Below are 11,915 nucleotides of genomic sequence, written 5' to 3' on the forward strand. Positions count from 1 at the left end.
GCGGGAGCGGCAAAAGAGATCGCAAACGCGACCGATCTAGAAACTTGCAAAAAGATTCAGGCTCGTCTTCTAAAAGACGAACGCTTTATTGATGAAACGGCGGCTTGCGAAATCGTCGATCTATTAGCGTTTGTTCTGCGCGGCGATAATAGCCAATCGATCGCAACGCCGCCAAGCTCGCAATACGCTTCGCCATCGACTTCGCAGTCGCGATACGCGCAACCGCAAACAAACGCAAACGCGCAGAATACGGGCGTAAATAACGCAAGCGGCTGGATTAGTAACGCGGCAAAAACAATTATCACCGTAATTATCGCGATAGCCGTTGGTATCGTAGTTGGGGCTATTGCCGTATTTGTGATATGTTGTATTAGCTTTCTAATTGCAGGCGGAGAAAGAATAGACAATTTATGGTCGTCTAATTATGACTATCATTCTTACAAAATTATAGATCACGCCAAAAAGATAGCCGCAGTTTGCGGCGCTATTGGCGGCTTTATAGTTTGGCTAATAACATTTTATAAGGTCAATAAAAAGTTACTGCCAAAGGCTACAAAAGATTGGATTAAGAATTGGCGCAATTGACTTGCCGCTTATATTTATATAGCAAGGCTTTATTAGCGCCGATCTTTAATAAACGCCGCGTGATAAATCTATATCGCTAGGGAGATAAAGATGTATGATCGCATCACTAAAAAGACGGCGTTTTACGCTGGCGGCGGCGCTATTGGCGGCGCTTTAGGCGAAATTATAAGCGAGTTATTCGCTTTTAATGAAGCTACCGACTCATTCATTGAATGCCTAGTTCATACGGCGATCTGGATGGGAGTAATCGGGTTTGGCGTATCCATATCGCTGTTAGTAGCGCTTGGGATATATCTAAGAAAAACGCCAAATTGGCAATCGCTAGTAAAAGCGGCGTTAATCGGCGCGGGCGCGGGCGCGGTCGCGGGCGGATTGGCGCAATTTATCTATAGCTTCGCGTTAGCGGAGATTGGCAAATTTGGATTGCTGCCGCGCGTTATTCAGGCGCTCTGCTGGGGCTTGGCGGGCTTGGGTTTGGGTTTGGGCGTTTCGCTTTTCACGCCAAACTATTCGGCGCTAAAAGCGATTTTGGCTGGATTTGCGGGCGGCGCGATCGGCGGCGCGATATTTCTTTTGTCTGGCGCTTTTCTGCCCGAAACAATTTCTCGGATTGCGGGCATAGCGATTTTAGGCGCGACGATTGGGCTAACTATTTCGGCGGTTGAGGAGATATTGCGCGAGGCGTGGCTAACGATAATCTGGGGCAAAAACGAAACCTCCTCCGTCTCGCTAGGGCAAAAACCCGTAACGCTAGGTAGTTCAAGCGAGGCGGACATTCGCCTGCCGCGCAAAAAATATCCGCCCGTAACGGCGGTCATATCGGTAGAAAACGGCAAAGTTATATTGGACAACAGGCTGAGCAATCAAAGAGTCGCGCTCCCAAACGGCAGCAAAATTAGCATGGGAACAATCGGCGTAATTATCAATATACGCAAAAGCGGCATAGATAGAAAGGAGCGATAATGGACGCGAAGTTTATAGCGATTGTAGGGCGCTTGCTCAAGGAGCAAGGCGCGGATACGTTGATCAATGCGGCAAAATGCAAAGCGTTTTTAAACGATTACGCCAAAAGCGAATTTAAGAGAGAGCGGCATTTGCTGATGATCGCTATTGAGGCGGGGGCGGCAAAAGAGATCGCAAACGCGAGCGATCTAGACGCTTGCAAGAAAATTCAAATCCGTTTTCTAAGAGACGAACTCAGCATCGACGGCGCGGCGGCTTGCGAAATCATTGAGCTATTAGCGTTTCTCCTGCGCGACGATCAAAACCAATCTATTGCCCAAACGGCAAAACTCGCGCCGCAATCGCAATATAATCCAACGCGATACGACGATGAATCCTCGTTGCGGCGGCAAACGAGCGATCCGCCGTATCAGACGCCGCAAAACGGCGATAACGCACGATCGGCAAAAGCTAATAGATCAATAGGCTTTTTTCTTTTTATCGCGGGCGTTATAGCCGTCGTTTGCTTTGGTATAGTCGTCTTTATAAACGATCTATCCAGTAGCTATTATCAATCGCAATCAACGCAAAAGATCGCGCCGCCAACAACGCAGAATATCGACCCGCAAATCGCAATTCTAAAAGAGACGCTTGATAAGGCAAAGAGAGCCGAGCGCCTAAACGATCGCAAAGAGGCGATACGACTATATACAAAAGCGATCGAACTCGCCCCCGATAATTTCGCCGCGTATAGCGATCGCGGGGATATTTACTACGCGCTAAACGATTACAAAAAAGCGATCGCGGATTTCAGCCAAGCTATCAAGATTGATCCTAACGTAGCCTACGTTTATAACAACCGAGGAAACGCCTACGCCAATCTGGGCTTTTATTCCGCGTCTATCGTCGATTACTCTCAAGCGATCAATATCTCTCCTAGCGACGCAAAAATCTACAATAATCGCGGATACGTCTATCAAACATTAAACGATTACAAAAAAGCGATCGCGAACTATAATCAAGCTTTGGGTATCGATCCAAACTATGCGGAGGCTTATAATAATCGCGGGCTTGCCAACTATAGTTTAGGCGCTTATTCAAAGGCAATCGCGGATTTTAACCAAGCTATCAACATTAACCCCTACATCGCGGACGCTTATAACAATCGAGGAAACGCTTATAATGATTTAGGCTATAGAAATAAAGCGATCGCCGATTACAATCAGGCGATAACAATAAATCCAAATTTGCCGTATTTGTATAATAATCGCGGGGACGCTTACTATAATATGGGCGACTACAAAGCCGCCGCGAAAGACGCGCGAAAAGCGTGCGAACTAGGTAGTTGCGATCTGCTGCGGCAGATAGAGAAAAATTAACCGCAAACGAGATAGCAAAATATTTACGCAAGTAGCAAAGAAACTTAAACGCTAATGCTTGAGCGAGCGGCTTTTTTAGCGCTTACAAATCTTGTCTCGAGCGCTATGTCTAAAACATTAACCGTTTTCCCGTCCATTATAACAATAGCGCGCCAATCGCCAAAACGCAAGCGACGCGCAAGCCTTTGAATAATCCGATAAGCGGTTTAGGGCGCGGCAAGCCCGTTTCAGCGAAACGATAAATGCGCTCGATGATCGCCGAGCGGTCGCGCTTGTCGATTTTATCAAGCGTTTTCAGCGACGTTTCCGCAAACTCAACTTTTAGCGGCATAGCGCGACCTTACCTCTTCAAGCGAATATGCGCGCTCTTCGCCGCGATCAATACGATCTAAGATCGCGCGGCATTTAATCGCCAGCGCGTCGTCTAGTTCGTCGTCCTCGTCGATGTAGTCTAGCGCAGCCGCTTATGTTACGGCGCTTTAACGCATATTTTTCTTTTTCGCAATCGCGGCGATTAACTGGATAATATCAGCGTCCAACGAGTAAGTTTTGACTACCGCTCCCATTTCTTGCTCCTTTGTTATTTATTGTTATAACATAATCATATTTTGACAAGACTTTCTCGTAAATAATCAGACGGGTTGTTATGGAGAAGTAAAAAAGCGGCTCTATACCCTATTTACGCCCTGTAAGCCGCGTCGTTAGCGTCGCGCGATTGTATTATAGACTGATCGGATCGCAACGCAAACGCTAAAAAATAGCGCAAATATTTTGCCGCGCGGCGATTTAGCGTATTTTTCGGTCTCAAACGATCACGACGCCAAGTCTTGCGTCGCGATCGTATCGATTACGCTTATTTCAAACGAATAACTTTTTGTCGCCGTTGGCATATGGCTCTCCTATTGTTCATTATGCGTATTAACATATTTCCGCTTCGAGGTCAAGATTTTCCATAACAATTCTATCCGCCGCTTTGGTTGCGTAACATCGGTAATCGAAAACCCGCGATCAGACCTTGCGATGCGTTTAGCTTTAAGTTAAGCGGTCGCTAGGGTAATAGTATTTGATCGATTAGAAACAAGCCTATTATAATAAAGCGGATATTTTGTTTTTTGCGATTTATCGGTATGTTGTGGCGCTTAACGCGCCGCGATCAACGTTAAAGCGTTTATCGCCGCGTCTCGCGGATTTTTTGCGCAAACGATCGGGCGCCCCATAACGATGAAATCGCACCCTTCGCGTCGCGCCGTTTGAGGCGTAGCCACGCGGAACTGATCGTCGGTTTCGCCGCCCTCAAAACGAACGGCGGGACAGAGCGAGAGAAAATGCTCCGCGCACGCCGCTTTGATCGCGCGACTTTCATAAACCGAGCAAACCGCGCCGTCCAAACCCGCGTTATACGCAAATCGCGCCATATCGATCGCCGACTTTTCAATTGGGTTGTGGTAGATCGACGCAAATTCGTCGTTAGAAAAACTCGTTAGCGCCGTAACCGCCAAAACAATCGGGCGCGTTTTTCGCGCGTTTAAGCGGCTCATCGTCGTTTCCATCGCCCTGATTCCGGCGGAAGCGTGAATATTGAACATATCCGCGCCGCGATCGGCAATCTCTAACGCCGCGTCCGCCGTCGTGTTTGGAATGTCGCATAGCTTCAAGTCTAAAAAAATAGGCGCGTCGCCCAACCTTTTTATCCTATCTATAAACGCCCACCCGTCGCGGATAAAACTCCTAAGCCCGATCTTGAACCATAGGTCTAAGCCGCTTAGCTTTTCGACGACTAGCAGGTTCTCTTCGGCGCTTTGCAAATCCAGCGCGACGCATAACTTCAAGCGCTAATCCTTTGTTTGCGGATCGCTTCCAACACTCCGTTGATAAACGGCGGCGCGTGTTCGTCGGCGAACATTTTTATTAAATCCAGCGCCTCGTTAATGGCGATCGGCGCGTCGCTACCGCCAAACATTATCTCGCAACAGGCTAACCGCAAAACGGCAAGCTCCATGCGCCCTAGCCTATCCAGACTCCACTCTTTTGATATTTTGGAGGCGATCTCCGCGTCGATCGCGCTTAGGTTGGCGCAAGTTTTTTCAAAAAGCGAAACGGCGAACTCTTTATATTTTTGCGCTATTTTCGTCTCGGCGAGGAAGCCGTCCATCAGGTCTTGGCGGGTGTTGCCCATATCGTAAGCGTATAGCGCCTGCGCGGCGATAAGCCGAGAGCGGCGGCGCGCGCTCAAACTATTCGCCTAGTTTAGCGTAGAGATCGATTAGCTCGATAACTCCCGTCATCGCCTCGAATCCTTTGTTGCCCGCTTTGCTTCCGGCGCGTTCTATGGCTTGCTCGATAGTGTCGGTGGTCAATACGCCGAAGGTTACGGGAATCAGGGATTCTAAAGCGACGGCGGCTATGCCTTTGGTGGTTTCGGCGGCTATATAATCAAAATGCGGCGTAGAACCGCGTATCACCGCGCCGATGCATACTATGCCCGCGTAACGACCAGTTTTTATGGTTTTTTTAAGCGTCATCGGTATTTCAAACGCGCCGGGCGTCAATACTACGTCCAGATTCTTTTCGTCGCCGCCGTGTCGTATAAAGCTGTCTTTCGCCCCCTCTACAAGCCGATCGGTAACAATATGGTTAAAACGCGAAGCGATTATCGCCGCTTTGACGTTTTTGTCTAGCCGTAACGCGCCTTCGTAAAGCATTCTAAAGCCTTTGATCGCCCGCAAATCGGGCGTGGATTAAAAACTACCGATTTTCGGCGGTTTTAGCGGAGCGAATCTCTTTGATACGCGCCGCTTTACCGCGTAGGTTACGCTGGTAGTAGAGTTTCGCGCGGCGAACGCGACCGCGTCTAATAACCTCGATTGTTTCTAGCGCCTCCGCGTAAAGCGGAAAAATACGCTCTACGCCGATATTGTTCGCGCCAATCTTGCGAACGATAAAGGTTTTGTTAGCGCCCTCGCCGCGTTTGGAGATGCAAACGCCCTCGAAAATCTGAACGCGGGTTTTTTCGCCCTCTTTGATTCTAACGCCGATACGAATAGTGTCGCCCGCGCCGAACTGAGGACGCGCTCTCTCGCCGATCTGCGCTTTTTCAAAGGCTTCGATATATCGGTTTCTCATAACTGTATCCTTAAAATTGCTTGAAAAAGGGGCAATTATAGCGGAAATAACTTAATAGATTAGCGCTAAGTCAGATCGGGGCGAAAATAGCGCGTCTTTAGCGCCGAAAGGCGCGATCTAAACTCGTCGATCGCCTTATGATTGCCGCTAAGTAGCTCGCTTGGCGTTCCATAGCCGCGAAACAGCGTCGGTTTCGTAAAACTAGGCGACTCTAAAGCCGCGTTTTCAAAGCTATCCGTTAGCGCCGATCGCTCGTTGCCAAGCGTCCCGCTCACAAAGCGGGCGATCGCGTCGCACATCATAATCGCGGGTAACTCGCCGCCCGTCAAAACAAAATCGCCGATCGAAAAAACCTCGTCGGCAAAAACTTCGATCGCGCGTTCGTCGAAACCCTCGTAACGCCCGCAGACAAAAGCGATATGTTCTTGCGCGGCTAACCTTTTCGCGTCGCGCGATCCGAACCTTTTCGCGCACGGCGTCATGAACAAAATCTTGACCTTTGGCGATTTGCGCCTTAGATCGGCTAACGAGTCAAACAGCGGTTGCGGCGTCATCACCATTCCGGCGCCGCCGCCGGTTACCGTATCGTCGGTTTTTTGCCATTTGTCGGCGGAGTAATCGCGCGGATTGACGATCTCGATCTCAAGCAGCTTTTTATCAATCGCTTTTTTTAGGATCGCCTCGTTGAAATAGGGCGCGATCAGGTTCTCAAAGATCGTAATAAAGCTAAAACGCATTGCCGCTCTTAGATTTTTCAAATAGTATAGACAAATCCGCCAAAAAACTCGGCGCTAAGCGCTCGATCCGCCCTAACATAGCCGCGACGATACGCCAAGCTAACCGCTCGATTCCGTTTTCGCGCGCCCTTTTAACGTCCGCGTTCGTCAACGGCGAGAAACAAGCTAAACGTCGTTCTTACTCGCCAATCCGCGAGGGTCGTATCTTAACGTCGCGGATCGCGGCGATCTCGGCTTGCCGATCAATCTTACTCGCGAGCGGAAAATTGATCCGCGCTCATTTATTTGGCGTTAAGATTAGCAAAATCTCCCACCATTTTCATAGCCGCCTCTTTTTTGGCGCAATCGACGCGCTCGGTCGTTTCGTTAAACGCCGCGATCAGCAAAATAACAAGCGATTGCTTGTCTCCTAAAAGCGAGTCGTCGATCTGAAGATCGACAATCTCCCCCTTGCCGTTGGCTACGATTTTTATAAGTCCGCCGCCGCTTTTGATCGTATAGGCGACGCTTTCGGCGCTCTCTTGAATTTCGCGGGCTTTTTGTTGCACTTGGGTTAAAAGCTCGCCGATATTCCCTAAGTTTAAATTTTCAAACATTATCAGCCCTATATTTCGCGCAAAACCTGCGTTAGCGTGTTGTTTTCATCGACCATTACAATCGTCGGCTTGTAGTTAAGCGCCTCTCGTTGATCCAGCAAACAGTAACATACGACAATCACCTTATCGCCGACGCACACTTTTCGCGCCGCCGCGCCGTTTAAGCAGATTTTCCCGCTATGTTTTTCGCCTTTGATCGCGTAAGTGCCAAAACGCTCGCCGTTGTTGAGGTTTAACACCTCCACTTTTTGACCGACTAAAATCCCGCTCGCTTCCAGCAAAGCCTCGTCGATCGTAATCGATCCCACGTAATTTATATTCGCGTCCGTAACCGTGGCGCGATGAATCTTCGCGCACATCATTTCTCGCATCACGCCGCGCCTCCTTTTAGTAGTTCTAGGACGACTTCGCGATCGCTAAAGGGCAAAATGTTATCGCCGATTGTTTGCGTCGTTTCATCGCCTTTGCCTAGTATAGCCAAAATCTCGTCTTTTTCAAGATCGGCGAGGGCTTTGGCGATCGCCTCTTTGCGATCGACGATACAGACGACGTTTGGGTGAGACTCGCAACCGACTTTAATATCGTCGATAATCGCTTGCGGATCTTCGCTTCGCGGATTATCGCTTGTAATATATAGCCTCTTGCAATGCTTGGCGGCTGCCGCCGCCATCAGCGGTCGTTTGCTTTTGTCGCGATCGCCGCCCGCGCCGAAAACCGCGACGATTTTTCGCGGAAAGAGCGCCTCTAACGCCTTATCGATCCCGTCCGGCGTATGGGCGAAATCTACGATCGTTAGCGGTTCTTTGCAAACAATCTCCATACGTCCCGCCACGCCGCCAAAGTTTTCAACCTGATCGCAAATCGTTTTTAGCGGTTTGTCGGTTAGCAGTTTTACCGCGCCGATCGCGGCGGTAACGTTGTATAGGTTAAAGCGCCCGATCAAATCGGCGTTAAAGATTGCGCGTTCGCCTCCAAAAAGGATCGCGCCGCTTAAACCGTCGTTTTGCGAGTAGGCTTCAAGTTTAAACGTGGCGGGCGTTTCGATCGCGTAGGTGCGGGCGTTGGTTATGTTGAACTCTACTTGCGGATCGTCTTTGTTGATCAGTTTTAGCGTATCGTCGGCAAAAAAACTATTTTTCACGCGCCGATACTCCTCAAACGTTCGGTGAAAATCCGAGTGATCGCCCGTGATATTGGAGTGGATTTTAAGCGCGAATTTAAGCGCCTCGACGCGCCCTTGCGCGATCGCGTGGCTACTGACTTCGGTAACGAAAAAATCGCGCGCGGCTTTTTTGGCGCGATCTATTCGGGCGTAATTATCCAGCAAAACGGGCGTGGTAAGACCTTTTGGCGCGATCGCTTCGCCGTCGATAAAAAAACCGCGCGTGCCTTGCATAGCGACGCTATAGCCTAAATCCAGCAAGATCGAGTAGATAAGCGCCGCGATAGTGGTCTTGCCGTTGGTTCCCGTAACGCCTATTATCGGCATATCAACGTCAAAATAGCCGCCTAGATCGGACGCCTCTAAAAGCGCGGGCGCGCCTTTTTTTAGCGCGTCGTCGGCAAAGGGGCGCGAATACCAATCGAGAGCAAACGCCGTTTGACCGTCGCATTCGCGCGAATCGCTCGAGACAAATTTGAAGCGATCTGAAATTACGGGATATTTCACCTACGCCTCCGCTTTGTTTTTCTCGCTCGACTCTTTTTCTCGCAGTTTGACCAGCAACGCCCGCGCGCGATCGTCTATGCCCACAAGCGGCGAGGCGCTCTCTATAAATCGGTAGGCAATCTCAAAATAGCCGCTTTCGATCAGCCGCTCTAGCAGATCGTACCAATCTTTTTTGCGCGAAATATAGACGTTGGTAGAACGGCTTACTTTTTCAAACAGATCGGCAAAACTCGGCGAAGCGTCTAAAAGAGTCAAAAACTCGTTGTAGTCTATGCCGTTTTGCAACGTCAAAAATTGTTCCAGCTCCGCGCCGTTTTTGCTCTCTTCCGCTTCGATCGCCTCGATCAGTCCAAGCGCGAGGCGTTTGGCGTTTTTAGGATCGATCGCGCGCGCGGCGGCGTAAGTTTCCGCTATTCGCGCGGCAAATTCGGCGCGTCTAAGGCAAAAATCCGCGATCAAAAGCCCTTCCATAGCCGAGCGGTTATCTCGCTTTATCGCTAGAGCGCGGCGAAACAGTAAAGACGCGGAGTTGAAATTCAAGCTCTCCAGCGCGCGTTCCGCTTTATCGCATAGCGATCGAAAAGAGGCGTTAGTCGTTAACGTTTTCATTGTCCGAGTCTATTACGATCATCTCCGGATGAATGCGCGATCTGATCGCCCGCTCGACGACTTTTTTAAGCGTCTGCGAGCTCGCGTTGCATGCGGCGCACGCGCCCGTTAGCCGCACGAAAACCTCTTTTTGACGAACGCGCAAAAGCTCTATATCGCCGCCGTCCTTTCGCAACGCGCCGCGAACGGAGTCTAGCGCGCGCTCGACGGCGGGAAAAAGCTCCTCGTCGGTAAACGGAAAGCGCATTAACGCCTTAAATTAACGAGATAATCGCCAGCGGCGCCGCGTCGCCCAGCCTAACGCCGCTTTTTTGAATTGTCGTATAGCCGCCTTTGCGATCGGCGTATTTGGGCGCGATCTCGACGACTAATTTATGCGCGCACTCTTTGTCTTGCAATTTGCCGAATACGGCGCGATGCGCGTTTGGATCGCCTCTGCGCGCTCTGGTTATCAATTTTTCGATATAGCTTTTAAGCTCTTTTGCTTTCGGCTCGGTCGTTTCTATCTTACCCGCTTTTATTAACGCGATACTAAGATTTTTAAGCAACGCTTGACGATGCGCCGAAGTGCGTCCAAGTTTGCGATGCGCTTTTAAATGTCTCATAGTTTAACCTTTTAATTCCGCTATTGCCGCTTTAAGTCTTTTGGCTAGATCGTCCGAAAGCGACTCGTGGACGGGATAGCCTAGTTGCGATAGCTTGTCTTTTATCTCGTCCAACGATTTCTTGCCAAGGTTTTTCACCTTGCTAAGCTCCGACTCGTCCATCAAAACCACTTCGCCTAAATAGACGACGCCGCTTCTTGCCAAACAGTTATGGCTTCTAGCCGAAAGCCCTAAATCCTCGACTTTGATCAGGAGCGTTTTTAAGTTCTCGTCGTAAGCGCCGCCCTTCGAGCCAAACAAGCCCGCGCTCTCCACGCCAAGCGCGGAAGAAAGCACCTCTGTCTGCTTAAAGAGCGTGGCTACGCCGCTTTTGAAAACCTCCTTTGGATCGATCTGCCCATACGTGCATATCTCGAAAACGATCTTTTCAAAGTTCGGGTTGTCCTCCACCAATATCTTTTCGATAGAGTAGTTGGCTTTTTTAACGGGACCGAAAATCCCGTCGAGCGGCAAGTAGCCTTCGGGGATCAACTCGCGTATATCCTCGCTCGGCACGTAACCCATGCCTTTTTCCAAAATAATGGAAATTTTCAGCTCGCCGTCCTCGTTAATCGTCGCGAAGTGCGCTTCCGGCGTTACTACGTCAACACCCTGAGCGGCGAGATCGGCGCCTTTGACCTCTTTAGGACCTTTAAAGGATGCGACTAGCTCTACCCTATCCTCGCTTCCCGTAATTTTGAAGCGAACGTTTTTTAGATTGACGATCAGGCGAGCCGCGTCTTCGACCACGCCGCGAACGCTGTCAAACTCGTGCGTGGCGCCTTCGATTTTTACGGCGATCGGCGCGCTACCGACCGCGCTGGAGAGAATTAACCGTTTGATCGGGTGAGCCAAAGTAATAGCGTATCCCGGCTCGAAAGGGTAAATTTCAAACACAGCGCGATCGTTATCGCTTTTCGTTACGACAAATTCGGTAGGCGCGTGTGGCGCCGTTTTGATTTTTTTCATCTCTATTACCGCTTTGAATTGGTTTATTACTTGGAATACAGTTCGATAATCAGGCGCTCTTCGATCGGCAAGCTAAGCTCGCTACGATCGGGTACGCGAGTGAAAATCCCCTCAAAATTATCTCTATCCACGTCAACCCAAGCGGACAAGCCCGTCTGATTGGTAAGCTCTATCGCGCGTTGAATCTGCGGATTGTTTCTCATCTTCTCTTTAACCGCGACTTTTGCGCCCGCTTTCAAAAGCATCGACGGCACGTTTGCGGCTCTACCGTTTACAAGAATATGACCGTGGCTTACAATCTGTCTCGCAAGGCGGCGCGTCGTGGCGAAACCCATTCGATAGACCACGTTATCAAGGCGGCTTTCAAGCAACTGGATAAAGTTTTCGCCGGTGTTGCCCAAGCGGCGGCTCGCCTCTTTGTAAGCGCCGGCGCACTGCTTCTCGCTCACGCCGTACATATAGCGCGCCTTTTGCTTTTCGCGTAGTTGCAAGCCGTATTCGCTAATCTTGGTTCGTCTTTGACCGTGTTGCCCCGGAGCGTAAGGGCGCTTTTCGATCGCGCTCTTGCCCGCTAAACGGCGCTCGCCTTTAAGGTTCAGATTTACGCCGAGCCTTCTTTCGATCTTTTCTACGGGACCTCTATATCTTGCCATCGTTAATCC

Annotated in this window: 17 protein-coding genes; 3 read left to right on the forward strand and 14 right to left on the reverse strand. The window is 49.9% G+C overall.

What is annotated here, in order from left to right:
• The 3 genes from LBF86_08895 to LBF86_08905 form a co-directional block, all read left to right on the forward strand.
• Window positions 1-585, forward strand: a 585-nt coding sequence (locus LBF86_08895; GenBank protein ID MDR0665618.1) for a hypothetical protein, incomplete at its 5' end; no start/stop codon positions are given.
• Window positions 586-675: 90 nt separating this feature from the next.
• The gene (locus tag LBF86_08900) at window positions 676-1,548 is read left to right on the forward strand and encodes an FHA domain-containing protein (protein MDR0665619.1); all 873 of its coding nucleotides are present in this window, start codon (window positions 676-678) and stop codon (window positions 1,546-1,548) included.
• Window positions 1,548-2,906, forward strand: a complete 1,359-nt coding sequence (locus LBF86_08905) for a tetratricopeptide repeat protein (GenBank protein MDR0665620.1) — start codon at window positions 1,548-1,550, stop codon at window positions 2,904-2,906. The genes LBF86_08900 and LBF86_08905 overlap by 1 nt, the downstream gene beginning before the upstream one ends.
• 136 nt (window positions 2,907-3,042) lie before the next feature.
• Here the strand turns inward: LBF86_08905 and LBF86_08910 are convergent, their stop codons facing one another.
• The 14 genes from LBF86_08910 to rpsD form a co-directional block, all read right to left on the reverse strand.
• Entirely contained in the window at window positions 3,043-3,237 is a 195-nt protein-coding gene (locus LBF86_08910; GenBank protein ID MDR0665621.1) for a hypothetical protein, read from the reverse strand.
• Window positions 3,238-4,045: 808 nt separating this feature from the next.
• Entirely contained in the window at window positions 4,046-4,735 is a 690-nt protein-coding gene (gene pyrF, locus LBF86_08915) for an orotidine-5'-phosphate decarboxylase (protein MDR0665622.1), read from the reverse strand.
• Window positions 4,732-5,139, reverse strand: coding sequence for a transcription antitermination factor NusB (gene nusB / locus LBF86_08920; protein ID MDR0665623.1), 408 nt, complete (start codon window positions 5,137-5,139; stop codon window positions 4,732-4,734). Before nusB ends, pyrF begins: the two co-directional genes overlap by 4 nt.
• Before the next feature lies 1 nt (window position 5,140).
• Window positions 5,141-5,608: a 6,7-dimethyl-8-ribityllumazine synthase gene (gene ribH / locus LBF86_08925; protein ID MDR0665624.1), complete on the reverse strand. Its 468-nt coding sequence runs from the start codon at window positions 5,606-5,608 to the stop codon at window positions 5,141-5,143.
• A 43-nt stretch (window positions 5,609-5,651) separates the two neighbouring features.
• On the reverse strand, window positions 5,652-6,029 hold the full coding sequence (gene rplS, locus LBF86_08930; protein ID MDR0665625.1) for a 50S ribosomal protein L19: 378 nt from the start codon (window positions 6,027-6,029) through the stop codon (window positions 5,652-5,654).
• A 65-nt stretch (window positions 6,030-6,094) separates the two neighbouring features.
• A complete protein-coding gene (gene trmD, locus LBF86_08935; protein ID MDR0665626.1) occupies window positions 6,095-6,766 on the reverse strand; it encodes a tRNA (guanosine(37)-N1)-methyltransferase TrmD in 672 nt (223 codons plus the stop codon).
• Window positions 6,767-7,047: 281 nt separating this feature from the next.
• A complete protein-coding gene (locus LBF86_08940) occupies window positions 7,048-7,362 on the reverse strand; it encodes a YbaB/EbfC family nucleoid-associated protein (protein MDR0665627.1) in 315 nt (104 codons plus the stop codon).
• Between the two features lie 8 nt (window positions 7,363-7,370).
• On the reverse strand, window positions 7,371-7,736 hold the full coding sequence (locus LBF86_08945) for an aspartate 1-decarboxylase (protein MDR0665628.1): 366 nt from the start codon (window positions 7,734-7,736) through the stop codon (window positions 7,371-7,373).
• The gene (locus LBF86_08950) at window positions 7,733-9,031 is read right to left on the reverse strand and encodes a UDP-N-acetylmuramoyl-L-alanyl-D-glutamate--2,6-diaminopimelate ligase (protein MDR0665629.1); all 1,299 of its coding nucleotides are present in this window, start codon (window positions 9,029-9,031) and stop codon (window positions 7,733-7,735) included. The genes LBF86_08945 and LBF86_08950 overlap by 4 nt, the downstream gene beginning before the upstream one ends.
• Window positions 9,032-9,640, reverse strand: a complete 609-nt coding sequence (locus LBF86_08955; GenBank protein MDR0665630.1) for a hypothetical protein — start codon at window positions 9,638-9,640, stop codon at window positions 9,032-9,034.
• Window positions 9,621-9,887 (reverse strand): NifU family protein, encoded by a 267-nt coding sequence (locus LBF86_08960; protein MDR0665631.1) that lies wholly within the window; start codon window positions 9,885-9,887, stop codon window positions 9,621-9,623. Before LBF86_08960 ends, LBF86_08955 begins: the two co-directional genes overlap by 20 nt.
• A 7-nt stretch (window positions 9,888-9,894) precedes the next feature.
• Window positions 9,895-10,245, reverse strand: a complete 351-nt coding sequence (rplQ, locus tag LBF86_08965; GenBank protein ID MDR0665632.1) for a 50S ribosomal protein L17 — start codon at window positions 10,243-10,245, stop codon at window positions 9,895-9,897.
• 3 nt (window positions 10,246-10,248) lie between these two features.
• Window positions 10,249-11,253 carry a DNA-directed RNA polymerase subunit alpha gene (locus tag LBF86_08970; protein ID MDR0665633.1) on the reverse strand — a complete coding sequence of 335 codons (1,005 nt, stop codon included), beginning with the start codon at window positions 11,251-11,253 and terminating at the stop codon, window positions 10,249-10,251.
• Window positions 11,254-11,279: 26 nt separating this feature from the next.
• A complete protein-coding gene (gene rpsD, locus LBF86_08975; GenBank protein ID MDR0665634.1) occupies window positions 11,280-11,906 on the reverse strand; it encodes a 30S ribosomal protein S4 in 627 nt (208 codons plus the stop codon).
• Window positions 11,907-11,915 lie beyond the last annotated feature (9 nt).

Source organism: Helicobacteraceae bacterium (genome assembly GCA_031258155.1).
In the GTDB taxonomy this organism is placed as follows: Bacteria; Campylobacterota; Campylobacteria; order Campylobacterales; family SZUA-545; genus JAIRNH01.

Coding starts and splice junctions, on each gene's coding strand:
- ribH (MDR0665624.1), bottom strand. CDS start 5,608: ATGCTTTACGAAGGCGCGTTACGGCTAGACAAAAACGTCAAAGCGGCG.
- rpsD (MDR0665634.1), bottom strand. CDS start 11,906: ATGGCAAGATATAGAGGTCCCGTAGAAAAGATCGAAAGAAGGCTCGGC.
- LBF86_08955 (MDR0665630.1), bottom strand. CDS start 9,640: ATGAAAACGTTAACGACTAACGCCTCTTTTCGATCGCTATGCGATAAA.
- rplQ (MDR0665632.1), bottom strand. CDS start 10,245: ATGAGACATTTAAAAGCGCATCGCAAACTTGGACGCACTTCGGCGCAT.
- LBF86_08960 (MDR0665631.1), bottom strand. CDS start 9,887: ATGCGCTTTCCGTTTACCGACGAGGAGCTTTTTCCCGCCGTCGAGCGC.
- trmD (MDR0665626.1), bottom strand. CDS start 6,766: ATGCGTTTTAGCTTTATTACGATCTTTGAGAACCTGATCGCGCCCTAT.
- LBF86_08970 (MDR0665633.1), bottom strand. CDS start 11,253: ATGAAAAAAATCAAAACGGCGCCACACGCGCCTACCGAATTTGTCGTA.
- LBF86_08940 (MDR0665627.1), bottom strand. CDS start 7,362: ATGTTTGAAAATTTAAACTTAGGGAATATCGGCGAGCTTTTAACCCAA.
- LBF86_08905 (MDR0665620.1), top strand. CDS start 1,548: ATGGACGCGAAGTTTATAGCGATTGTAGGGCGCTTGCTCAAGGAGCAA.
- LBF86_08900 (MDR0665619.1), top strand. CDS start 676: ATGTATGATCGCATCACTAAAAAGACGGCGTTTTACGCTGGCGGCGGC.
- LBF86_08910 (MDR0665621.1), bottom strand. CDS start 3,237: ATGCCGCTAAAAGTTGAGTTTGCGGAAACGTCGCTGAAAACGCTTGAT.
- rplS (MDR0665625.1), bottom strand. CDS start 6,029: ATGAGAAACCGATATATCGAAGCCTTTGAAAAAGCGCAGATCGGCGAG.